A 25,207-nucleotide genomic window follows, 5' to 3' on the forward strand; every position below is an offset into this window, starting at 1 on the left:
ACGGCTCACGCTTGCACGCTCGCCTGATTTTACGCGGGTGCCTGCAATGCCACGCCCTTCGCCTGTTTTCGCTCCCGTTTTGGTTCGTGATCCAGCGCTCGCACCACGTCTTGCGCCGGTGCGCCCGCTGGCTTTGCCTTTCGGTTCTGCAAGAAGCTTGCGCTCTATTCCTGCGAGTTCCACATTCCCCTGCTTCGCGCCTTGGTTTCCCCATTCGTGATTCGAACTTGCTTTGGGCTGCACTCCCACAGATACGTACAAGGAGCCGGCATGACCGCCCAGTGTCTTCTTCCTGCCCAAGTCGCTGCGTTTTGCTACTCTCACGGCATTCCCTCCCTTGGCATGCACGAGGAGTGCCGCCGCTGCACAAAGCGCCGGAGCATTCTTCCGGCTCCGGCGCAGGTTGTTCTGCTCTCATGGGACCTCTCACAGCGGCAGCATCAGGCGCATATATTTTAGGGCAGTTGACCCTTCATGCGGATGGCTGCTTCCTGAAGCGATTGGAACGTCCCTGCATCACTCCAATATTTTTGCAAAATATCGTATTCCAGTCCTCCAGCTGCTGCATAATGATTGTTCACGTCCGTAATTTCGAGTTCGCCGCGTGCAGAAGGCGCAATGTTCTGAATGAGGTTGAATACATGGTCATCATACATATATATGCCAGTAACACAATAAGAGGTCTTCGGATCACTCGGTTTTTCCTCAATGTATGAGATTCGTTCCGGATGCTGCGGATCAAACACCGGTACCCCATACCGCCGTGCATCGTCCACTTCTTTGAGCAAAACACGAGCTGTACCCGCAGGCTGCTGCATATACTTATCCACATAAGGCTTCAAATCGTCGCTAAACAGATTGTCTCCCAGCAGCACAACGAATTTCTCTCCAGGAAGGATAAACGATGTCGCCAGATCCAATGCTTCGGCAATCCCGCCTGCCTTTTCCTGAATCCGATACGTCAGCTTGACGCCATGATCTGCTCCACCACCCAAATACTCCGTGTATAACCCAGCGGAATGTTTGTTGATCACTATCAATATCTCTTCAATGCCTGCCTGGCGGAGTCTGTCGATGCCATACATAATCATCGGATGCTTGCCGACTGGAATCAGATGCTTGTTAATCAGCCGGGTCAGAGGATACAGTCGTGTTCCTGTTCCGCCAGCAAGAATTACACCTTTCATTCCACTATCCCTCCTTCATCGGATGTCTCAATATATTTAAGGGGATCGACATGCCATTTGTTGATAAAAATGGATCGATTGCGCTCAAGCAACTGTTTCCAAGCTACAGGATCGGTCTTCAGGAAACTCGCGCTGCCGCGATGATGCACCAGGACATCCCCGCATACTAGCAAACGATAGCCTTTCTGGCAGGCCCTGTAGCAATAATCGTCATCTTCATAGTGTCCCGGCGAATAGACTTCGTCAAGCACACCAATGTCCTCCATCACACTTCGCCGCATGAGCATACATAAGCCGACAATTCGTCTGACTTCCTTCCATCTGGAAGAATCGACTATATTGTTGGCAGCAGCCAGTTCCTGAAAATGTACCATGTCCCGGAACTCAAGCTCTACCTGCTGGATACCACTTGCATAGTTGGTCACCGGACCTGTAATACCAATGTTTGCATCACTGTAGAGGGCTGCCCGCAGATTTTCGAGCCAGCGGGTGGTAACTGTAACATCGTTATTCAGCAGCAATAGCTCATCACCACAGGCTGCACGGAGCCCGGCATTGCAAGCCGCCGGGAAACCCCGATTGTCCGGCAACCGAACAAAACGAATTCGTTCCCGTGCACAATACGCTGCTGTTCCGTCAACCGAGCCATTATCCACAACGATGATTTCATAAGATGTATGAGAATCGGTATATTTTCGAATGGCATCGATACACGGCTTCAGCAGTTCCAGCCCGTTGTACGTCGGAATAATAATACTCGTCAGTGTCATCTGGCGTTCCTCCTGTAGGCCACTTCAGCACGAGAAATGGATCGAGCTTGTGACTTATTGCCGCCCAAATCCAGCCAGGTTGCAATCGCCTCCAGATGGTCGCCAATGATCAATCGGGCGACTTCGTTGCCGCTGCCCGTATTGGTGGAACGCAGGCGATTGGAACGAATGACATCCACTTGACTGGGTGCAGTCACTTTTAATCCATGCTGAATGGCTAGACTTTGCGCCTTGGGAGGAACGGCCAGCGCCTCCGGTTTTACGATCTGGATCATCTTACGTGAGAGGGCATGAGGTACAGCCGTCAACGAATTGGAACCCAGATCCGAACGATTAAGCACACGGTTGAGATATGCCTTGATCCGGCTCACTTCATCCTGGCGGGCAAATGGAGGCAACAGCGATGAAAGATTGTTCAGTGCCACGTCATCTCCCCGGTCGACCGCATACAGAAACGGGGCGAGTTGCTCTGCCGGGACGACCATATCCCCATCCACAAAGAGAAGGGTCTCCGCCTCCGTCATTTTGGCCCCCAAGGCGCGGCCTACATCATGTCCCGCCCGGTCAGGTTCATAGACCAGCGTGATGCCAGGCTGTTCAAGCACCTGTGTCAGACTGTTGTCCGTTGTTCCATTCAATACCACAACGATATCTGTCAGCGGTAAACGTTTCAGTTGTACAAGTACTTGCCCCAGCGTAAGTTCCTCATTGCAGGCACAGACGACTGCAGCGGCAGGTTTATTCAGGGCAAGTGGAATAATATTCAATGAGCGTCCCGCAGCTTGAGCATAACCCTGCATGAATGCTTTCCCTGCCTGCATTGCAGCAGAATAACTCCTTAGCTCCGCTGAGATCGCAGCCCCATGCTCCTGCCATGTTGAACGCGCATGTTGTTCAATCGATTGTTCATTTTCCAACGTCATGCGTCCTGCCCGTTGCCCTGCGCTGAATGCTTCATGCAATACGGACTTGTTCATTGCCAACCTGCTCGATGCTGAACTCTTTAGCGGCGATTTAGTCAGGCTCTTCCTGCCCATGGTTCTGGTTCTGTTCCTTGGTGTTCGTCTGCCTGCTGTCCGTTGACGACGGACACCCCCTGAACGCTCCTTCATTTCCTCACCTCCAGCATGCTGCATCTTTTGACGAGGTTTCTTTCTTGTTTTAGGCAACATGCTCACCTCGTCAGGCTACGAACACGCTGCAGATCGGAATGTCCTCCGCGTGGGCCAAGTGTATCGGTTATCCACCTGATCGCTGTCAGATGATCATTCCAGACCACTTGACTGAGCGGGTCAGGTCCGCTTCGTTTCTTGACTCGAACTGCGTTCATTTTGCCTACAGGCACATGATGGACGGCACGCACCTTCAACCCGTTGGTAACCGCCTTTGCATGTGCCAATGGTGGAATCTCCAGTGTGTCCGTCCCAATCACTTCAAGTGCCCTGCGACTTAATGCATGCGGAATGGCTGTCATGGAAGCCCCTTGCAGATCAGGTCTCGCGAGCATGCTGTTCAGCGCATGTTTGGCTTCTACCACAGGGTGAACAGGGATACGCGCCACCGGTCCGTTATAATCATTAAGCGCCACATCCGTCCCGTCCAGAACCGCTCGCACATAAGGCGCGAGATGTTCTGCCGGAATTGGAATGTCTGCATCCGTGAACAACAGCACCCTGCCACGAGCTGCCGCTGCACCGATTCTTCTTCCTCCATCATGTCCCAAAGCTTCGGCATAACGAAGCACCTGTGCCCCTGCCCTTTTTGCCGCTGCTGCCGTCCCATCCGTTGAACCATTCACAATAACAAGCACTTCAGCATCACGGCATATCCGCAGCGACTGACGCACGACTGCACCAATGGTTCGCTCTTCATTCATGGCAGGTATAATGACCGAAAGCAGTGGTTTATGCGAGTACGTCGAATCCTGTGCAAGTGTCTCTCTCATCGCATGCTCAGCTCCGAATGCTGGCAATTCCGTTTGCTCCACGGGTGGAATTACGTACTTGTAGGCCTTTGTACCCTTTTTGTAAGCAGATTTCAAACGACGCTTCTTTAATTGCGCTTTTCTTTGTGCCAGATTCGATTTGGCTGCATAAAAAGCTGTATTACCGCGTTTTTGCAACACAGTCACCTCCCGGGTGTACATCATCGGCATGCAAAGGGAGTACACGTTATTCTATGTATTCATGGAGCAGTGGAAACGGCGTATGTCCTTGAACCGAGCAGGTTCTGTCTGCCACCCGGCTCAGTCAATCCATTTATTTAGACAGAATTCGTCAAAATATGCGAAATATGCTACGGCTCCCCTACTTCAGACACAATTTTAAGAAAAATTTAAAATTGCATCTTTTCCAAACTTTTACATTGTGATAATATACGTTGCAAGCAGTAAATTGACAAAAAAATCCTAATTAGGAACAAACGTTCCTTAGTAATCTTTTTTCATTCCTGTTAATTGACCTGGGGTTAATTATGCGTACAGGATGATACAAGAGGCTGTTTTTGCTCTGTTGCATGTACCTTGAGAGGAGTGATGCCGTTCAATACGTAGTTCAGGCTCTATTATGTGAACCCGGAACGAACACCCCGGCTCCGTAAGAACATCTTCTGCTTCGCAAGTGGACAAGACCCCTGGCTTCTGAAAGAGGAACCACAATGAACGATTAAGCCTCATGGCTGAACCGGATAAACGGTACTCCTTTGACACGCCCAACCACAGGCATACAGGCTCTGCCGACTTTGTTCCTTATCGTTTCTTGTCATATTCCACGTTTCAGATTCAGCCCCACACTCCGCGCTGCCCAAGTTGCAGACGGAACTCCAACCGAGATTGGCATAATTATGTGTTTTCCAAAAAAATCATATTGAGAATGGGAGAGTTTACTATGAAATTTGCTAAAGTTATGCCAACAATTCTTGGAGGAGCTCTTTTGCTCGCTTCCGTATCTTCTGCTGCTGCAGCTCCATTGTCTGATCAGTCCATTCCATTGCAGGCCCCTTATGCCTCTGAGGAGGGTATCCAGTTGAACAGCGGTTCTGACGAAACAATCTTCAATTTCCTTGGACAACAGGAACAATTCCTGAATTCCGACGTGAAATCCCAACTCAAAATTATTAAAAGGACTACGGACACCTCTGGTGTAAGACACTTCCGCCTGAAGCAGTACATTAAGGGCATTCCAGTCTACGGTGCCGAGCAAACGATCCACCTAGACAAAACAGGCCAGGTTTCATCCGCACTTGGAGATCTCCCACCAGTTGAAGAACAAGCTATCCCTAATGACGGTGTCGCTGAAATCAGTGCAGAAGATGCGATCAAGATTGCATCGGAAGAAGCCACTTCCCGCGTTGGAGAGCTTGGCGAACCACAGAAAACCCCTGAAGCCGAGTTGAACATTTACCACAATGAAGAGGACAACCAAACCTACCTTGTTTACATTACCGAAGTCAATGTGCTGGATCCTGCCCCATTACGTACCAAATATTTCGTGAATGCCGTTGACGGCAGTATCGTATCTCAATATGACCTCATCAACTTCGCAACAGGAACAGGTACAGGTGTACTTGGTGATACCAAAACCCTTACAACCACCCAATCCGGCAGTACCTTCCAACTGAAAGATACCACTCGCGGCAATGGGATTGAAACTTACACTGCAAACAATGGTTCCTCCATTCCAGGTACACTCCTGACAGATTCCGATAACGTATGGACTGATCGTGCTGGCGTAGATGCCCACGCCCATGCTGCTGCCACGTATGATTTCTACAAAAACAAATTCAACCGCAACGGTATTAATGGCAACGGTTTGCTCATTAAATCCACTGTGCATTATGGCTCCAACTACAATAATGCATTCTGGAACGGAGTACAGATTGTATTTGGTGACGGTGATGGAACGACTTTCCGTTCACTATCTGGTGATCTGGATGTAGTAGGCCACGAATTGACTCACGGTGTCATTGAGTATACAGCCAATCTGGAGTACCGCAATGAGCCAGGTGCATTAAATGAAGCCTTCGCTGATATTTTCGGAAATACGATCCAAAGCAAAAACTGGTTGCTTGGCGACGATGTCTACACCCCTAACATTGCAGGTGATGCACTGCGCTCCCTATCCAACCCTACATTGTATGGACAACCTGACAAATACGCTGACCGTTATACTGGAACAGCGGACAACGGAGGCGTTCATACCAACAGCGGTATCATTAACAAAGCGTACTATCTTGCAGCTCAAGGCGGTACACATAATGGTGTCACTGTAACAGGGATCGGGCGTGATAAAGCCATTCAAATCTTCTACAGCACACTCGTGAACTATCTGACACCTACATCCAAATTTGCTGCTGCCAAAACAGCGACAATCCAAGCCGCTAAAGATCTGTACGGAGCGACTTCGGCTGAAGCTACTGCAATTACCAAAGCTTATCAAGCTGTAGGACTGTAAGAATCATTCGTTGTTGAACTCATATTAAATCGTTCAGGCACCCCTCATCGTCCGAACGGAGCAAGCTTATATATGAAAAAAAGCGGTGTCCCGGACATATCCGGGAACCGCTTTTGTCTATTTAAACATGTGAAATCATTCGTCTACAGATGTCTTGAATGAGGACACATGATCTCGCATTCTTACACGGAAGGCCCAGCGGCAATCCATGACAACAATCCATAGGTGTGTGTGGAGCCCGTAGTTCGTGACACTTCCAGTACGGCTTCATCCTCACTCTGGGAGAGGAGCGATACCTGGAATCCCCGATCATTACACATGGCTACAATCACATAATGCTCCGATATAAACGACTCCTCAAAGGCTACCGTTACTTCCACGCACTGTTCATCCTCAGGCAATATAAAGGCCTCCATACCGAACTGCTGCACCACAGGCTGACGGCTGACACTTCGTACGGGCTGGAATGACAGGTGTTCAGGACCCACAGCTCCATGCTGCAACTGGCTGCTTCCAACAGCTCCATCACTCAAATGCTCCTGCTTAACTGCTTGCTCCCTCAGCTTGAACTCCTTAATTCCATCGATCTCATGTGAAAATTCAGGCTGTGGTAGCGGTAGCTGTGGCTGGACCGTGCCAGCTGTCGTCAATGAATCTCCAAGCTGGTTAGCTTGCGATGGATGCTCTTGTTGTTGCCCCAGCTCCTGACCCGACGTCTGGATAAACTGCGTTTCCTTCAGATCGACACTTGAGGGTTCCACGACAATTGCCGGCTGTGATGGCGGTACAACCTCATTTTCTGTTTGAAGCAATCCCTCTTGTCTTTTGATAGCTGCCAGTTGTTCCAGCGTTTCTCCACTGAACTGACGAATCGCATTCCATATCTCTTCGCTCAAATGCGCCGGACCTACAATCCCCGCATTCAAATGATTAGAGGTAATACTCTGCTCACTCAGTTTGCTGCCGTTCACGCTGCCATCGGCCAATTTGGCACTTGTGACGGACCCATTCTGTAGATGGATCCCGCTTACTGCTTCCTCTTCCAGATGGGTTGTGCGAATACTGCGTTCCTGAATATGATCAGCAAGAATCGTTCCATCCTGAATATGCCGAGATTGCACACTTTTGTCTGCTATGTGGATAGCCGATACCGCACCTTCAAGCAATTTATTACCGTTTACACTGCCGTCAGCCATTTTGGCACTTGTTATGGAACCATTGTGCAGATGAATCGAACTGACCGATTCCGCTTTGAGGTGGGAGATTCCAATGCTTCGCTCTTGAATATGGTCAGCATGGATGGCTCTCTCTTGGATATGACTGGATTGCACACTTCCATTGGCAATATGGACATCCGACACCGCATCTTCAAGCAGTTTGCTGCTGCTCACACTGCCATCGGCCAGTTTGGCACTCGTTACGGATCCATTTTGCAGATGAACCGCACTTATTACTTCCTCCTCCAGATGGGACGTACCAATGCTATGCTCCTGAATATGATCAGCAAGGATCGCTCCTGCCTGGATATGGCGAGTTTGCACACTTTCCGACGCGATATGGCTCCCCAATACAGCATCTTCGAGCAATTTGCTGCCGCTAATGCTACCGTCAGCTAATTTAGCACTCGTTACGGACCCATTTTGCAGATGAACCGCACTTACTGCTTCCTCTTCCAGATGGGTTGTGCCTATGCTTCGCTCCTGAATATGATCAGCTTGAATGGCTCCTGCCTGAATATGCTCGGATTGCACACTTTCCGATGCGATATGAATTCCGGATACCGTACCTTCGAGTAACTTGCTGCCGGTTATACTGCTATCCGCCAGTTTGGCACTCGTTACAGATCCATTTTGCAAATGAATGGCACTTACCGATTCCTCTTCCAAATGTGCTGTGCCGATGCTTCGCTCTTGAATATGATTAGCAAGGATTGTTCCCTCTTGAATATGACGGGATTGCACACTATCGTCTGCAATGTGGATATCCGATACTGCTCCTTCAAGCAACTTGCTGCCGGTTACACTGCCGTCGGCCAACTTGGTACTTGTTACAGATCCATTTTGCAGATGAATGGCACTTACTGCTTCCTGTTCCAAGTGAAGCATGCCAATGCTGTGCTCCTGAATATGGTCAGCAAGGATTACTCCTGCCTGGATATGGCGGGATTGCACACTTTCAGAGGCGATATGGATTCCCGACACCGCATCTTCGATCAACTTGCTGCCGGTTACACTGCCGTCGGCCAGTTTGGCACTGATGACAGACCCATTTTGCAGGTGAATCGCACTTACTGCTTCCTCCTCCAGATGGGTTGTGCCGATGCTCCGCTCCTGAATATGGTCAGCATGAATGGCGTCTGCCTGAATATGCTCGGATTGCACGCTTTCGGACGCAATATGAATCCCCGATACGGTTCCTTCAAGCAATTTGCTGCCGTTTATACTGCCATCCGCCAGTTTGGCACTTGTTACAGATCCATTTTGCAAATGAACCGCACTTACAGACTCCTCATCCAGATGAACTGAGCCAATACTGCACTCTTGAATATGATCAGCAAGGATTGCTCCTTCTTGGATATGACGGGTCTGCACACTTTCATTGGCAATGTGAGTAGCCGATACGGTTCCTGCGGCTAATTTACTGCCATCCACACTACCAGTTGCTAGTTTGGAGCGTGTTACAGATTCATCCTGCAATATAATCGTACTTACCGCTTCTTCTTCCAGATGAGACGTTCCGATGCTGCGTTCATGGATATGATGAGGAAGAATCTCACCATCTTGAATATGACGGGAATGCACAGCTCCTTGCTGCAGGTGAACAGCACTTGTCGACTCTGCCTGAAGATGCAAACCACTAATCAAACCTGGCTGAAGATGAGCCGCTGTAATGGATAAAGGTGCCAGATGGTCTGTTTCAACAGATCCAGGTGCCAAGTGATGCGATGTGACCACCTGTTCAGCAATATGCTCCTCATGAATGATGTCTGCCTTCAGATGCTGTGAGCTCACTACTTGAGTTCCCAAATGGTCAGATTTCACGCTGCCTTCAGCCAGATGGACAGATTGTACAACGGATGGCTGCAAGTGCTCGCTACCTACAGCAGCCTGTTGTAGTTCTGTCCCCGATACCGAGTCTGCTGTCAAATGGTCCGCACTTATGGAGTCATGCCGAAGTTTGTTGCCGGTAATACTGCCATCAGCGAATAATTCCGGCGAGCGTATTTCTTCCGACAAATGTTCCAAGGAAACGGCATGCTGCTTCAGGTGATATCCGCGAATGGTTCCTGATGGAATATGTTTGGCGTTAATGCTCTCTGCCATAATCTTGGAAGAAGTCACGCTGCCGTCTGCCAGTTTAGCTGACGTGACAGCAAAATCCGCCAGTTTATCTGTGGCAACACTCTCTGGTGAAAGCTTGGGGGAGGTAACCGCATGATCTGTTAGATGAGGCGGAAAAATGGACCCGCCAGCCAGCTGGGCTGAAGTTACACTATCAATAGCCAATTTATCTGTTGTGACCGCGGCCCGTGCAATCGCATCCGTTTCAACACTGCCTGGCTGAAGATGAGGCACACCTACGGCATGTTCTGTCAGATGTTCCGATTTCACTGCATAAGGTCTCAGAGCCTCGGAACCCACGCTGCCTGGAGCCAGATGTGTACCTGTGACTCCACCACTCGCAAGATGCGAGGATATAACACTTCCCGGGGCAAGCGCTCTGCTACTCACCGATGCCGTTCCAAGCTTTTCTGTTGTCACACTTCCATCCGCGAGTTTAACGTCTGTAACGGCAGCATCCTGCAATTCATACGTACCCACGGCCGACTCTGCAAGATGCCGCTCACACACCACGTCGTCTGCGAGAGCATCTCCGGACACACTTGCGGTAGATAGATGAGTTGCCTCGATGCTCCCACTTGCAATGTGAATGGAGTGAATTGCGGAATTGTCCACATGTACCGGTGTAATTCCCCGATTCGCAATGTGTTCCGCACGAATGGACCCTTTGGCAAGATGTTTACCTTGTACGGCTTCATCCGCAATTTTGGAAGAAATGACGCTCTGATCAGAGATCTTGGATGCCGTAATGGACTGCTCCAGCAATTTTGCTGTTCCCACAGACTGGTCTGCCAGTTTGCTGCTGGTTACTGCACCTTCCGTCAAATGCTCACTGCCCACTTCTCCATTGCCAATCTGCTCCTTGCCAACAGAATGAGCGCGAATCTGGCTTGATCCGATTGAACCGTCCAAGAGATGTCTTCCACTTAGTGAACCCTCAGCTAAATGTCTTGTTTGTATGGACCCATCCTCTATCTGGTCACTTCCAATACTGCCATTTAATAGTTGTGAACGACCGACAGACCCTTCTGCCAGATGTGTCTGTTTAACAGCACCTGCCTGAATATGGTGAGACTCGATGGATAGTTCTTCGATTTTGCTGCCTGTGACAGCAGCTTCCCGAATTTTGGATGTAGTCACTGCATCGTCAGCCAGTTTGGAGGTATTCACAGCTCCCCCCGTGAGATGTCTTGTATCCACCCCGCTAATCGCAATCTTGTCTCCAGTTACGGCATGATTCTTGATTAATTCTTCCGTTACCAGCATGCGGCTGAGATGTCTTGTGCCGATGGAACCGTCGGCAATTTTGGCCGAATCGATGACCTGGTTGCCAAGCTTCTGAGAAGTAATGCTGCCATCTCTGATTTTCTCACCTGCAATAGAAGCATTTCGTATTTTATGACCAGACACAGAGCCGTCAATCAGGTGCTCCTCAGATACAGACGCTTCCGCAAGTTTCGCTGAAACAATGGCCCCGTCTGCTATGTGTATGCTGGTCACCGCATAATCCTGCAATGCTTCACTGCCGACCGCATCCGGTTTCAGCTTGGAGGCATCCACAGAGAAAGGAGCCAGTTTGCTCTCCGTAACAGCAAATTCACTCAAGTCGTCCGTGTAGATATAGTGTCCGGTATGACCAGGCATCTGGTTCTGGTTCAGGATCTGCAACCGGTCCCTGCTTGCTGTTTCTTGCTTGTTGATACCCAGCTCTTCTTCCAAAACAAGCGGAGCCACGCTGCTGACCTGAATCTGCTTTTCCAGGATATCTTGCGTCTCGACGACTTTCTCGCTATCAGACTCTACGGGTTCCGGTTTGATGGCTTTGGTTACGATCTCCAGGTCTTCCAGCTCGTTCGTTGAAGCAGGTAGCTCCATTGATTCGGATAGGAATTCTTCTGATGCCTGAATGGCCTTCGAATTCCGTTTATTTGTATTCAAGCGTTCTTCCCTATTCGAAGTGAAACCTGAGTCCATTGTGTCTGACCGTCGATTGGTCAGATCCAGTTCCTTAAATTTAGGACTCACATGCCGCAGTTTTGGCGTAGGAACCTTCTTATTGCCTTTTTTACTCATGCAGCTAGCTCCTTCCTCTAACGTTCGTCTCCGGCATCATATGCGTCCGTATGGGCATCTGCCACTGTAATTCATGACTTTGGTGGGTTACATTTTCATCGCTGCACAAGCTTCAAGGTATGAATGATCGAGCTGTCCCTATTGAAATAGGCTGTACCCGTTCACTTATGTAAGGCGGCTGTCCACGCCCCTACCCCAGAGATGTCATACGATATCATGTAAGCCATTTGCATAAATCCATATGATGCAAAGGGCTGGAAAGAGCACTCTTTGATGCATATCGAAGCATCATGATTCCGGTCTGCGTTATCGTGATGTCCAACCATGCGGTGACAGGCCGGCATTCCATGGATGGACGATCCATGGTCGCGATAACATTGAAGGAGGAACGGTCATGCTACAAGAAACGATCGGTATTCTGTTCGATTCACGCATGTACCGGGGGATACCGGCTGGAAGGACGGGTCAGGAATCACTCGCGAATGTTGAACAGGCAGCGGCCTGTTATGGATTAACCCCTTGTTTTTTGCGGCTGGAAGACGTGGATGCGGACAACAAAACCTGTATGGCTTATGTAAAAAAAGAGGGTATATACGTTCGTCAAAGGATGCCATTGCCCTCCGTTATTCATAACCGGGCTCTCCAGCTTCGCCGTTCGGAGCAGCATCAGGTGACCAAACTGCTGTTGCAGGGCATACAGGTTTACAATGTCCGCAATCGATACCGCAAAGACCACATTCACGAGATGCTTTATCAGGACCCCGGTCTCAGGCAACATCTCCCCCGTGCGGTCAAAGCTACACCTGATTCTTTGGCATATATGATGGAACATTACGATGATCTGGTGATCAAGCCATGCAGCGGAAGCATCGGTCACGGCATTATGCGGATATTCCAAAAGGACGGTCAATGGAAACTGACATGTGAGACAAGGGCTTCACGCAAGGGATGGGCCACCTTTCGACTGAATAAGGGACAACTGCCATCAGCCACCCTGCGCCGTATTTTCCGGCATGCCTATCTCATTGAAGAACGCATACCTCTGGTTCGTTTTGAGGGAAGACCTGTAGATCTGCGGGTATCCGTGCAACGAGGAAGTGACGGATTGTGGGCGATTACAGGCATATTCGCCAAGGTGGCTCCGGCGCATACGTTTGTCACGAATATCGCCCAAGGCAGCAAAGTCATGACGCTGGCTGAAGCTCTTGACTTGCAGGCAACCGACTGGCATGCACTTGAACTGGAGACCAGAATCCGGTCTATCGGGCTCCGAATCGCACGGACGCTGGCTTCGAGCCTGCCTCATCTTGCGGACCTCGGACTTGATCTGGGGATCACAGAGAAGGGCCAGATTTATTTTATCGAATGCAACGGAAGGGATCAGCGCTACGGTTTCCGCAAGGCCGGAATGACGGAGACTTGGAAAGCCAGCTACCGGCAGCCGATGGCTTATGGACGTCTGCTGCTGGAGCAGAATTCGCGCATACCAAGGCAACCCCAGACGTATGATCGCGGCCTATATTGATTTCGTGGGCATTCTGTGTCAATATTATGCAGAACGGCCGGCCCTGCCGGCCTTGAAGTTCGCACTAACCCTAAGGGGGATATTCATGGCAAAAACGCTGTTGCGGTTAATGACCGAGCTTTCTTCTCGCAAATGGATCTCCCGGACTGTGGGAGCCTTCTCCAAGAGCCGGGGAAGCAAGGCATTTATCCCTTATTTTGTCCGGACCTACGACATCCCTGTTCAGGAAGCTGAGAAAGACTGGAAGGAATATCGTTCATTGAATGATTTCTTTACCCGTAAACTTAAACCGGGCATGCGCCCGCTTGAACTTTCAGAACATGCACTGATCAGTCCGGTCGATGCCAAAATCACGGCAGCCGGTCCTGTATCTGCTGGAACGCTCCTGAATGTTAAGGGACAAAATTATACACTTGCTGAATTATTAAACCACTCACCACATCTGGAGAAGTACAAGCACGGTTATGCCTTTGTCCTGTATCTCAGCCCACGCGACTATCACCGCATTCATGCTCCTGTTAGCGGTCGCCGCATTGAGAGTGAACATATTAAGGGCAAGGTTTATCCCGTAAATGATTTTGGTCTGACCCATATGAAATCGGTGCTGAGTCGGAACGAACGGCTCATTACGTATATTGCTCATGATTATGGAGAAGTTGCTGTCGTGAAAGTAGGCGCAATGAATGTGAGCAGCATACAGTACGCTGGTGCGGATGTAAGTTCATGGGCACAAGGCGATGATCTCGCATATTTTGAATTCGGTTCCACCGTCGTACTGTTAACACAGAGCGGTACATTCGAACCGGACCCAGGCTTGCAGCCTGGCGACTCCGTCAAAATGGGAGAATTGCTCGGTCGGTTAAAACCAATCCATTGAGCAATACGCAGATGATTCCTGAATAACAGGAGTCATCTTTTTTAATTTCTGATCTCAAGAAACAGATTACACAGAACTTTGGCCTATATAAAAAAATAAATATAAAAAGGTACTCACAGCCGGAACACCTTTTAGGGTAAAGTGTCCAGGCTATGAGTACCTTTTGCCGATCAGAGAATTCGATTATCCGCTTCAGAGCTATGTAGAAGTCAGGATGATTACCGTTCCCATTCCATGTATACATGCAATACGAAGCTAAGCTTCGTCATATTGGTTTTCTGACCATTCCTTAAAACCATACGTCCTGCATTTCCTCTGCCGGTTTGGAGCGGCGCAGGCGGTTCCGGAAAATATTAAAGCCCCTGATAGAGCATCCCCGGTTGCGGACCCGACGTTTTCCGTTCATCACAAGTTCCCCCTTTCGATCGTCTGGAATGCTACATACTTACCCCTGCTTCCCAGAATTGAAACGTTACCATATTCTACCGGACAGAGAGGCCCTAACGAATCTCGGACGGACTTTTGCCGGTATACTGCTTGAACTGACGACTGAAGAAAAAGATATCGCGGTACCCCAGGGCATCTGCCACTTCGGTCACATTCATGCCGGTATGCACCAACAGATGCTCAGCCCGCTCAATGCGCATGCGAATGATATAGGATTGCACGGACGAACCAATCAATTCCTTGAACTTGATCGAGAAGTATCGCGGCGATAATCCAGCCCTTGCAGCGAGGTCTTCCACGCGATGTGTTATCCCCGGATGCTGGCGTACATAGTTAGCTACCTCCTGGATGACATCGGACAACTGGTTGCTCACCTTTTTCTCCACAGGAGCTTCTGTATCTGCTCGCAGCAAATGAATCATCAGCTGTTTCAGAATCAGTCGGCTCTCCTCATCCCGCCCATATACATCGGATAGGAACAGTCTTACATAACGAGCCAGCAAGTGCTCGAATTCCACCGTTTCCAGTACCTCACGATAGGACTGGGGAACATCATTAACGGGTATATCTACATCAAAATGAATATACGTTAGTACCAACGGTTTTTGCTTATTATGTGTTGCAGTAGGGTGATCGCCTGGCCTGAACAGAAAACAACTACCCTTGCCAACTTCATACGATCGGTCATTCAGCACAACGGTCCCTTCACCACTCCATACATAAAATAAGTCATAGTTTTGCATCGGTTTTTCCCGCTTCTGCCACTTCCATCCCGGTTCGCAGACAATTTTGGCGACGGCGGGCAAAATAACAAAAGATGACGGCGATGCCTGCAGCATGTCGCCACTCCCCCTTGAAAGTTAATCTCTTTTGCATACTGCATCAAAAATGATGCGATATGTGTTTATATATTTCTGCTCCTGCTGGAGCGAAACGTCTTATTCCATTATACAGCGGAATTCACCGAAACGAAAATGTGCACTTCTCCCATGCTAACCGCATTCGCCTTATCCCCTCTTCAATCTCCTCTTTCTCCAGATGTGCAAAGCCAAAACACACAGCCGGCGGACCTGGAGTCAGCCAATAACGAACCGCATCACGGAATACGACACCTTCTTCCTGAGCCAGTGCCTTGAACCGCTCGTAACTGTCAATATCCCCTTTCCACGTAGCATAAATATGCAATCCAGCATCCCCAGGCTGCATGATGAAAGGTTCCGGTAATTCCCGCTTCATCTCACTGACAAAAAAAGCATGCCGTTCCCCATAGAGACGGGTTAACCGTCTTAGATGGCGCAAATACCCTCCTCGGGCCATAAACTTCGCAAGTGCACGCTGCTCTAGAAGGGCAGGAGGTACGGGTTCGTACAGTGCTTTTGCAGCGATCAGTGGCTGCACCAGACTGGGTGGCAGAACCGCGTAACCAAGCCGGAAGGATGCAACCATCGTTTGTGAGAACGATCCGACATAAATGACCCGTTGTTCACGATCGAGTACTTTGAGCGGTTCAATCGGCCTACCTCCCCAGCGAAATTCACTATCATAATCATCTTCAATAATGACGGCATTTCGCTCCGAGGCCCATTCAAGTATGGCTCTCCGTCTGTCCAGACCAAGGACAGCCCCTGTAGGAAACTGGCGAGTAGGTGTCACAAATAACGTCTGTGCTTCCCAGGAATGCGGAATAATCCCCCCGGTATCTACTTCCGCTGGAATAATCTTTCCTCCGCAGGACTTAACGGCATGAGCAATTCCCTGATATCCCGGGTTTTCCAATACAACAGCGGCCCCCTCAGGGATAAGCAGCTGTGCTATCAAAGTGATGCCCTGCATGGAACCACTAAACAGTACGATCTGTGATGCCTCAGCCTGAATGCCCCGTGTCCACCTCAGATGTGATGCGATGGCCTCACGTAGTTCAAGGTCTCCAGCAGCACCACTTCGTTCATGCGATCCGCTCCGATGAACGGCAGCCAGCGCACTTTTCCATTCCGCTTGTGGGAAATGCTCGGCAGGCATACGCTGTACATGGAAGGTGATGACCCGTTGCTCCCAGTCAATGGCTGACGGTTTTTCCTTTTCATTCTGAATATTCAGCGTACTCACCCGCTCTCCCCATGGAGAAAGTTGAATCATTGCCTCCTGCTCTGCATGGTCCTGTGCTGTTATGGTGTCCGAAACAAAAGTCCCTCTTCCCCTATGCGCTCGCACGTAACCATCAGCCAGCAGCATGTCATATACCTGTGCCACGGAGCCGCGTGACATTTCATATTGACGTGCCAGCTCGCGAGTGGAAGGCAGTCTTGTGCCTCCAACCAGCGTCCCTGCATGAATGGCGTCACGCAAGGCATGGTACAATGCCTCGTATTTGTAACGGTGTTGAACCACGTATGAATCCATAGGCAGCCACAATTCCATCGTGCACCTCTTTTTCCAAATAAATTGGTCTATTAAAGTGAATGTAAATTGGATCTTTTTATATGTCAATGCAAGTTCTATTGTTATGGCTAAGGTACAGCGATTTAATCCACATGCTATTCAAGGGGGAACACCGATGAGAAGAAAAGAATTCAATGTAGATGAAGAACAGGAAATGATAACATTTCTGGACCAATGCTCCTTTGGTTTTCTGGGAACGGTTAGTCCGGACGGGCAGCCACGGGTAACACCGCTAAACTTCGTATATATGGACGGTTGTTTTTATTTCCATGGCAGTCTTGCCGGAGAGAAAATGAAACAGATCAAGCAGGATTCCTCCGTCAGTTTTACCGTGGCAGAAGAGTTTTCCCTGATTCCATCTTATTTCAGTGATCCCGAATTAGCTTGTCCGGCAACTTCTTTTTTCAAAAGTGTAATGGCATTCGGACAGGCAGAGCCGGTTCAGGATCTGGACGTTAAGGGCCAGGTTCTTCAACGCTTTATGGAGAAACTCCAGCCGCAGGGCGGATATGTCCCCATTGATGCAGCTGATCCCCGCTACAAAGGTAATCTCAAAGCCGTTGCTGTGGTTCGCATTGTTCCTGAACGGATCAGTGCCAAGTTCAAATTTGGACAGAACCTCTCTGCTGAACGCTTTGACCATATTAGCGGCGAACTGGAACAGCGTAACGAAGGACGAGATGCAGAAACTGCCGAAATGATGCGGAAATATTGTCCTTTCCATCAGAAATAACATTCATTTTCCATAGTATAATCAATCGGGAGAAGTAACATTAACCTCACTCAAAAACACCTGCAACAACGCGGTGAAGTGATAAAACTGTCATTATGCGTAATTTCCGTGACGGGGGCAAGGCAAGGTGTTATAATGTTAGGCAGTTGAATCCCAAAGACTTGGAAGGATGAAAAGAATGAATCCACTGGCTGAACAGTTGAACGAAAGTATTCAGGCAGGCAGCAGTCACGTCTACTCCATGCTGTCGCAGCTCGGCAAAGAAATCTATTTTCCAAAAGAAGGTATCTTGAGTCAGTCTGCTGAAGCAGCAAGTCTGGCCAAAACCTACAATGCTACGATTGGTATTGCTCTGGAGGGCGGTGTGCCGATGCACCTAGCTGTTATTCAGGATAAGCTGTCCGCATACCAACCGAAAGATTTGTACCCTTATGCTCCGCCTGCAGGGAAGCCTGAGTTGCGGACCGTATGGAGAGACAAGATGCTGAAGGAAACACCTTCCCTTGAAGGTAAAACATTTGGTAACCCCATTGTGACTAACGCATTAACTCATGGACTGAGTATCGTAGCCGACCTGTTCGCCGAAGAAGGGGACGCTGTTATATATCCGGATAAAAACTGGGAAAATTATGAGCTGACCTTCGGAATTCGTCGTCATGGCGAGTTAGTTCATTATCCCCTGTTCGATGATCAATTGAACTTCAACAGTGCTGGCCTGCTCGAAGCGTTGCTTGCGCAGAAGGACAAAGGCAAAGCCATCGTGCTGCTGAACTTCCCGAACAACCCGACAGGTTATACGCCTGGAGCCGAAGAAGCAGATGCAATCGTGGATACGATCCATCAAGCGGCTGAGGCTGGTGTGAACGTCGTTGCTGTGACAGATGATGCCTACTTTGGTCTCTTCTTCGAAGATTCCATTCACGAATCCCTGTTTGGCAAACTGGCGAACCTCCACCCACGTGTGTTAACTGTTAAAGTTGACGGTGCCACGAAGGAAGAATTCGTATGGGGCTTCCGCGTTGGATTCATCACGTACGCCCATGAAGATGCTGCAGTTCTCCATGCTCTGGAGCAAAAAACACTCGGTATTATCCGGGCAACCATCTCCAGTGGTCCGCATCCTTCCCAAACTTTTGTATTGGATGCGCTGAAAGCACCTGAGTTCGAAGCACAGAAGCTGGAGAAGTTTGAAATCATGAAAGGCCGCGCCAACAAAGTAAAATCCATCCTCGATAGCGGTAAATACGGTGAGGTATGGGATTACTATCCGTTCAACTCCGGTTACTTCATGTGCCTGAAGCTGAAGGATGTCGGCGCAGAGCAGCTCCGGACCCATTTGCTACAGAAATACGGCGTCGGTACGATTGCGCTGGGTGAGGCGGATCTGCGAATCGCCTTCTCCTGTATTGAAGAATCCGGACTGGAAGATCTGTTCGACACGATCTATCGTGGAGTTTTGGATCTACAGACAACTTAATTTATATGCAGTAATGCTAATCCAAATAAATAAGTCAGGGAGCGGACTTGCATCCGTTGCCTGACTCAAATACGAACCCCTTTGTATCCTGATGAATGTCTCTCGATATAAAGGGGTATTTTGTGTTCCGCTTTGAAAACGTGTGGCTATCTTGACGGGCAAAGGCCCAAAACGATGAATTTTCAGGCTCTACCGGGCAACGGCCCAATCAGCCTATCCCCAAGGAACATAATATACGATGTACGCAAGGGCGTGCCCAACACCACTTGAAAGGGGAATGACCATGTCTGGAGTAGTTGAAGAAACAAGAGGCGGTTATGGATGCGGCGGTTACGGTTACGGAGGAGGATTTACAAATACAGGTGCCATTCTCGTTCTGTTCATCTTGCTCGTCATTATCACAAAATCATTCCTCTGTTAGTTCATACGTCCTCACCAGGAGTCGGAACAAGGTAAGCTGACAGCACAAAGAAGGGTATTCCGGGATACAGCTCGGAATACCCTTCTTTTGTTATGTTACGCAAGCGTCCCTAGTCGGCGTTGCCATTGAACGTTAACTAGTCACACGCTCGATTGATCGTTCATTCATCCTCTTCTTCCTTCAACCACTTGTTGCCCTGAGAACGTCGCATCAAGTAGATGACCAGCACACCAAGAACCAGTGCTGCTCCGATCATGCTCAGTCCATTCCATCCCGCAACCAGCATCGGCAGCCACATGAGCAAGGCAGTCAGTGCATGCAGATTCGAGATGAACCCCAGCACCTGGAAACGACGACTTTCTCCCGAGATGGGATAAATCATAATCCAGAACGATTCACCATGACTGCGACGCAGTGCACCCAGTTGCATACCCACAAGCAGCAGGAAGAACAGGTATACACCAATCCCGAAATAACTGCCTGCCGTCCACCAGGACAGCAGCATGCCCAGTACAACCAAGCGCACAACGATAGAGAACACTTCAGTTCGGATGAACGTTTTGGTGATCAGATAGCGATAGGCTTTCCCTGCGTTCCACGGGAGGCCACTCCCCCATTTGCTGAGCCAGCGGCGAGAACTTACTTTTTGGCCTGATGAAGGCACATCTACGAACCATCCCAGCGTACGCATCACTCGTCCAGCCTGGCCCTGCTCCACCTGAATGAGACGGTCCCATGAAACCCGATGTTTCAGAGGGATACGCAGAGCAACGATATAAACGACGGCCAGCAGCAGCAGGAACCAGATACTGCGCTGTGGAGGCTGCCACAACCAGGCGGCAATCGCCAGTATAGCCAAAGCCCATCGGAGCAAACGATATCCTCTAGCGGCACCGATTTGCACCATGCGTAGTTCTTGCCAAGCCCCATAGCTCGATAACCCTTTCCACAACAGAAGAAGCAGGATAAACCAGCCAAATGGCCTTGCATCCTGATCTGCTCGAACATAGAGCGGCCACAACGTTACAAATACGAGCAGCATACCCAAGGTTTTATAGATAATGCCACGAGCAAAGCTGTTTTTCAGATATTCGTGCATCCGATATTCCTGCGGACGTAAAAATACGATGTCTGCCGGATGCAGATATGTACGATAGCTGCTAAACAGCACCAGTGGCGCCAACAATAGCAACGTTATCCAGCGAATCGGAAATCCCTCCGGAATGTGCTGTACAAACGATGTATACCAGGCGGAGAACGCAATGACGAGAAATAAGAACACCATGGCTACGCCGCTCTGAATGACATAACCCAGATAAGGAAGAATTCCATTCCAGAATCCCGTGCGTCTTTGCTTCCATAACTGCTTGAGATCCATGCTTAATCCCTGCCTTGTACAAGGGAATAGAACATATGCTCCAACGTGGCATCCGATTCCCCGAATTGAGTACGCAGCTCATTCAGCGTCCCTTGAGCAATGACCTGTCCTCGATGCAGGACAATAAAACGGTCACAGTAATTTTCAATGGTGGACAGAATGTGTGAACTCAACAAAATGGATGATCCCGAAGCCTTCATTTCAAGCATAAAATCAAGCAAAGAGCGGATTCCGAGGGGGTCAAGTCCCAGGAAAGGCTCATCAATGATATAGAGTGGCGGACCCGCCACAAAAGCACACATGATCATGACCTTTTGCCGCATACCTTTGGACAGGTGGGTCGACAGACTGGTACTTTTCTCATTCATGCGGAACAAGTCGAGCAGTTTCTCCGTACGCTTTTTGAAATCAGCCTCAGAAACACCATATGCTCTGGCCGTAAACTCCAGATGCTCCATGACTGTCATCTCGTCGTACAGCTCAGGAGATTCCGGTACAAAGGCCATGGCGGATTGATATACCTGTGGATCTTCGTCCCGCTTCTTGCCCATGACCCGCACTTCTCCCTGTTGAGGGGTCATCAATCCTAAAATATGCTTCATCGTAGTACTTTTGCCAGCACCGTTTAATCCGATCAGTCCGACCATTTCTCCGCGTCCAACTTCCAGATCGATGCCGTGGAGGACCGGCCGCTTGGCACTGTATCCTCCGCTTAGCCCGTTGATTTTCAATACGGGTGGTTGAACGTTATCCATCTATCCCTGCACCTCTTTCGTCAGGTTTTATTCTTCAGAGCGTGGCTCTTTACCTTTACTCCATTTAGGAGCGCCCTTGTTCTTACGATCCTGGTCCCGTTCTGTTCTGCCTGTATTGCCAGCTGGCTTGCCGCCCGCCGGACGTTGATTCGAAGCAGCAGTTCTGGCGCCGCCATTGCGGCTGGCCTGACCAGGTTTACGATCCCGGGACTGCCCTGGTTTTCTGGAGAAAGAATGTCCTTCAGGCCGCGTATCCGGACGCGGATCAGCCTCCAGCACTTTACCCCCGAACAATACACGTTCCGGCAATTCGATTCCAAGTTCCCGCGCAAACTTGCGCATAATGAAAATTTGCGTTTCGTCCACGATCGACAACACGATACCACTGCGACCCATACGACCTGTTCTTCCTGCACGGTGAACATAGTGTTCCGAATCAAATGCAGGATCATAGTTAATGACCATCGGCAAACCTTCAATATCCAGTCCTCTGGCTGCAACCTCACTCGCGATCAGCAGTTGCAGTTTCCCGTTACGGAAAGCGGATAACACGTTGCTGCGGGTCACTTTGTCAGCATCTCCATACAGCGCAGCTGCCGAGAAGCCCAGATGATTCATTTTCGCTTCAACCTCGCCAATATCCTCGGTAGCATTCACAAAGACGATGGCACGATCCGGGTTATACTGTCTAACCAGACGGCGCAGCATATCAATTTTGTTGCGGTTTTCTTCTACAAAATAAAAATGCTCCAGTCCCGCCGCAGTTGCCCGGTCCGGTTCAATTCCGATCTGTACCGGCTCTTTCATCTCCCGCTTCGCAAGTCCTGCGGTATGTTCATCAATCGTTGCTGAGAGGAAAATGAGCTGACGGTCGCGCAGGGCACTGCGCAATACGAAGTCCACGTCACTTACCCCGCCGAGCTGGAATACCTGGTCTGCCTCGTCAATAACGATCGTGGAGACGTTGTGCATTTTCAGCTTTTTCAGCGTGATCAGTTCCTTCAGACGTCCTGGCGTTCCTACAACCAGTTCCGGGTGTTCACGCAGCTTCTCGATCTGACGTTTTACTGCGGCGCCGCCAATTAGCCCCAGAACGCCAATATTGCGTTCTTCTCCATAGCGCTGTGCCTCGCGGACAATCTGCATCGCCAGCTCTTGTGTAGGAGCTATGATGAGCTTCTGTGTCCCTTTTACATCACTTTTGATGGATTGCAGCAGTGGCAGCAAATAGGCGAGTGTCTTGCCTGTTCCCGTCTGCGATTTTGAAACCACATCGCGACCTTCCAAAATAACCGGGATTGTCTGTGCCTGTACCGGTGAAGGTTCGTTGATGCCATGTCTGGCGAGTACAGCCTCAAGATCCTGTTCTACGCCAATTGAAGCAAATGTTTGATTCGTCATGTATGTCCATCCTTTAAATTTATTCGTTTTGATGCTCTAGCCCTGCTTGTACTAATAAAACCGAAGCCTGTCATCACATTACCTTTCATTATATGCGAAAAAAGCCTGCGGACCAAATCTTATTCATGAAACATGTTTTTGCACGCAAAAAAAAGAAAAGCCCCTCGGCGGAGCCCTTCTTTTATCCGATATATGATGCCCATTGTTGCATCTTACTTCTGATTCATTACTCCGTGCGACAGCCTGTCAGCGAGACGCGGAAATAGCTGATACAGCCACACTCCAGCCGAAGCCAGTCTGGGCAGATTCACTTCTTCCTTGCGCTTCTTCATCGCCCGGATCATATGCCCCGCAACCTCTTCCGGCTTTAGCATCATCCAGCGTACATTATTAACATAGTTACCGGAGGGGTCTGCCCGTTGGAAGAACGGTGTATCGATGGGTCCGGGATTAATGGTCGTTACCGTGACTCCGGTCTTGCGAAGTTCCTGGCGCAGGGCATTGCTGAAGCCAAGTACGGCATGTTTGGTTGCCGTATATGAAGCGGATTTTGCAGTTCCGATCTTGCCAGCCATGGAAGCTACATTCACAATTTGCCCTCTGCCTCGTTGTAACATCTGCGGCAGCACTGCCTTGGTGCAGCGAACAATGCCCATGTAATTAACGTCCATCATCTCATCGAATTCCTGCACAGACATATCCGTCATCGCTGCAAATTTTCCGTAACCAGCGTTATTCAGCAAAATATCGATTCGTCCGTATTTCTGCAACATCGCATCCACGGCTGTCTGAACTTGCTCAGTATTCGTTACATCTAACGTGAGTAGTTCATGTTGCCCTTTCAGCGAAGCACCAATCTCTTCCAGCTTGTCCCGCGAGCGGGCAGCCAGAATCGGGATGGCTCCTTCTTCTATCAGCATCTGTGCACAGAGCGCACCAATTCCGCTCGACGCACCTGTGATAAAAACAACCTGATCTTTCAACATACCCGATGTCCTCCCGTATTGAACACATATTGCCCCAAGAGGCGTATGGTTCTATTCTACGAGATCATCACTTGAATATCCATCTCACCGATTCCGTCCATCAGCAAAGGAATGCTCAATGCCTTCGTTGCACTAAAAGAACTCACGTATTCAGAATTCATCACTTGTGGAGGTGTAATATCAACAACGACACCCTGATTGGACAGGATGGTACTTGCATTGCCGCTAATCATATTGCCAAGTTCAGAAATAGCACTTTTACTCATTTCGTCCATTTCTGTAATGACAAAGCCGCCCATCATGGCAGAAACGATTTTCAATGCTACCGACTCTTGTATTCCAAACACGATGTTTCCGCTCAGTTGTCCAGTCATTCCGATCACGATCCAGACATGGTCTGCAATGTACTCCACATTTTTCACGCCAAGACTCCCGGTGGAAGGCGAAACCTGGATGAGCTGTTCGAATACGTTCCGTGCGGATTCCAGGAAAGGATTAATCACTTCCGCTTTCACTGTCTAATGTCCCCCTTACACTGGGTTATTGGTCACACACCAAAAGTCCCATATTCAATAAATTTATTATACTTTATCACGTACAAGAATTCACCAAGAATTCGGTAAGGCATGTGTACTATAATTTATCGTCATCCGCGGGGCAAATGTTTATAGCTGATTCTAGCGAAAAAACGAGGCTTCTCGCATCTGTTGCAAGAACAATTGCCATAGAGAGGCATGGCAAAAGGCATTTAGGACTTTTTTACTGTTTCTTAAAATGTTAAAAATTTAATTTCTTGAAATAAAATTAATTTCTCGTTCTAATGGACCTCCCCAAATCCATGATGTTCCCTTCATTGCCCTGCTGTCCTGAATCACCTATAATTTAAGGAACGGAACAATGACCAGTTACGGGATTCCACCTATGGATAGACAGAAGACATTTTACG

18 protein-coding genes are annotated in these 25,207 nt (G+C 49.2%); 6 read left to right on the plus strand and 12 right to left on the minus strand.

Annotated elements, in window-relative coordinates:
• Positions 1-455: 455 nt before the first annotated feature.
• The 4 genes from BLS14_RS26030 to BLS14_RS26045 form a co-directional block, all read right to left on the minus strand.
• Complete coding sequence (locus tag BLS14_RS26030) at positions 456-1,187, minus strand: sugar phosphate nucleotidyltransferase (RefSeq protein WP_079696647.1); 732 nt, start codon at positions 1,185-1,187, stop codon at positions 456-458.
• Positions 1,184-1,957 (minus strand): glycosyltransferase family 2 protein, encoded by a 774-nt coding sequence (locus tag BLS14_RS26035; RefSeq protein WP_090954650.1) that lies wholly within the window; start codon positions 1,955-1,957, stop codon positions 1,184-1,186. Before BLS14_RS26035 ends, BLS14_RS26030 begins: the two co-directional genes overlap by 4 nt.
• The gene (locus BLS14_RS26040) at positions 1,954-3,069 is read right to left on the minus strand and encodes a glycosyltransferase family 2 protein (protein ID WP_256336679.1); all 1,116 of its coding nucleotides are present in this window, start codon (positions 3,067-3,069) and stop codon (positions 1,954-1,956) included. Before BLS14_RS26040 ends, BLS14_RS26035 begins: the two co-directional genes overlap by 4 nt.
• Before the next feature lie 62 nt (positions 3,070-3,131).
• Positions 3,132-4,079, minus strand: a complete 948-nt coding sequence (locus tag BLS14_RS26045; RefSeq protein ID WP_090954651.1) for a glycosyltransferase family 2 protein — start codon at positions 4,077-4,079, stop codon at positions 3,132-3,134.
• A gap of 763 nt (positions 4,080-4,842) precedes the next feature.
• On the opposite strand from BLS14_RS26045, the gene BLS14_RS26050 reads away from it, so the two are divergent.
• Complete coding sequence (locus tag BLS14_RS26050; protein ID WP_072735461.1) at positions 4,843-6,408, plus strand: M4 family metallopeptidase; 1,566 nt, start codon at positions 4,843-4,845, stop codon at positions 6,406-6,408.
• 182 nt (positions 6,409-6,590) lie between these two features.
• Here BLS14_RS26050 and BLS14_RS26055 read toward each other — a convergent pair whose 3' ends face one another.
• A complete protein-coding gene (locus BLS14_RS26055; RefSeq protein WP_090954653.1) occupies positions 6,591-11,822 on the minus strand; it encodes a WIAG-tail domain in 5,232 nt (1,743 codons plus the stop codon).
• A gap of 394 nt (positions 11,823-12,216) precedes the next feature.
• Between BLS14_RS26055 and BLS14_RS26060 the strand changes: the two genes are divergently transcribed.
• Positions 12,217-13,347 (plus strand): YheC/YheD family endospore coat-associated protein, encoded by a 1,131-nt coding sequence (locus BLS14_RS26060; RefSeq protein ID WP_090954655.1) that lies wholly within the window; start codon positions 12,217-12,219, stop codon positions 13,345-13,347.
• Between the two features lie 85 nt (positions 13,348-13,432).
• Positions 13,433-14,224 carry an archaetidylserine decarboxylase gene (gene asd / locus BLS14_RS26065; protein ID WP_063566074.1) on the plus strand — a complete coding sequence of 264 codons (792 nt, stop codon included), beginning with the start codon at positions 13,433-13,435 and terminating at the stop codon, positions 14,222-14,224.
• A gap of 500 nt (positions 14,225-14,724) precedes the next feature.
• On the opposite strand, the gene BLS14_RS26070 is transcribed toward asd, so the two are convergent.
• On the minus strand, positions 14,725-15,510 hold the full coding sequence (locus BLS14_RS26070) for a helix-turn-helix domain-containing protein (RefSeq protein ID WP_053783204.1): 786 nt from the start codon (positions 15,508-15,510) through the stop codon (positions 14,725-14,727).
• A 121-nt stretch (positions 15,511-15,631) separates the two neighbouring features.
• Entirely contained in the window at positions 15,632-17,089 is a 1,458-nt protein-coding gene (locus BLS14_RS26075) for a MocR-like pyridoxine biosynthesis transcription factor PdxR (protein WP_090954657.1), read from the minus strand.
• A 136-nt stretch (positions 17,090-17,225) separates the two neighbouring features.
• Between BLS14_RS26075 and BLS14_RS26080 the strand changes: the two genes are divergently transcribed.
• The 3 genes from BLS14_RS26080 (at position 17,226) to BLS14_RS32765 (ending at position 19,741) form a co-directional block, all read left to right on the plus strand.
• Positions 17,226-17,843 carry a pyridoxamine 5'-phosphate oxidase family protein gene (locus BLS14_RS26080; RefSeq protein ID WP_064635740.1) on the plus strand — a complete coding sequence of 206 codons (618 nt, stop codon included), beginning with the start codon at positions 17,226-17,228 and terminating at the stop codon, positions 17,841-17,843.
• A 178-nt stretch (positions 17,844-18,021) separates the two neighbouring features.
• Positions 18,022-19,320, plus strand: coding sequence for an aminotransferase class I/II-fold pyridoxal phosphate-dependent enzyme (locus BLS14_RS26085; protein WP_063566077.1), 1,299 nt, complete (start codon positions 18,022-18,024; stop codon positions 19,318-19,320).
• Between the two features lie 283 nt (positions 19,321-19,603).
• Positions 19,604-19,741, plus strand: a complete 138-nt coding sequence (locus tag BLS14_RS32765) for a hypothetical protein (protein ID WP_162842448.1) — start codon at positions 19,604-19,606, stop codon at positions 19,739-19,741.
• A 160-nt stretch (positions 19,742-19,901) separates the two neighbouring features.
• On the opposite strand, the gene BLS14_RS26090 is transcribed toward BLS14_RS32765, so the two are convergent.
• The 5 genes from BLS14_RS26090 to BLS14_RS26110 form a co-directional block, all read right to left on the minus strand.
• The gene (locus tag BLS14_RS26090) at positions 19,902-21,119 is read right to left on the minus strand and encodes an ABC transporter permease (protein WP_090954659.1); all 1,218 of its coding nucleotides are present in this window, start codon (positions 21,117-21,119) and stop codon (positions 19,902-19,904) included.
• Positions 21,120-21,121: 2 nt separating this feature from the next.
• Complete coding sequence (locus BLS14_RS26095) at positions 21,122-21,874, minus strand: ABC transporter ATP-binding protein (RefSeq protein WP_072735467.1); 753 nt, start codon at positions 21,872-21,874, stop codon at positions 21,122-21,124.
• 27 nt (positions 21,875-21,901) lie between these two features.
• A complete protein-coding gene (locus BLS14_RS26100) occupies positions 21,902-23,275 on the minus strand; it encodes a DEAD/DEAH box helicase (protein WP_090954660.1) in 1,374 nt (457 codons plus the stop codon).
• A gap of 212 nt (positions 23,276-23,487) precedes the next feature.
• Positions 23,488-24,261, minus strand: coding sequence for an SDR family NAD(P)-dependent oxidoreductase (locus BLS14_RS26105; RefSeq protein ID WP_063566081.1), 774 nt, complete (start codon positions 24,259-24,261; stop codon positions 23,488-23,490).
• Between the two features lie 56 nt (positions 24,262-24,317).
• A complete protein-coding gene (locus BLS14_RS26110; protein WP_063566082.1) occupies positions 24,318-24,776 on the minus strand; it encodes a chemotaxis protein CheX in 459 nt (152 codons plus the stop codon).
• Positions 24,777-25,207 lie beyond the last annotated feature (431 nt).

Origin of the sequence: Paenibacillus sp. OK060 (assembly GCF_900101205.1) — a bacterium.
GTDB lineage: Bacteria > Bacillota > Bacilli > Paenibacillales > Paenibacillaceae > Paenibacillus > Paenibacillus marchantiae.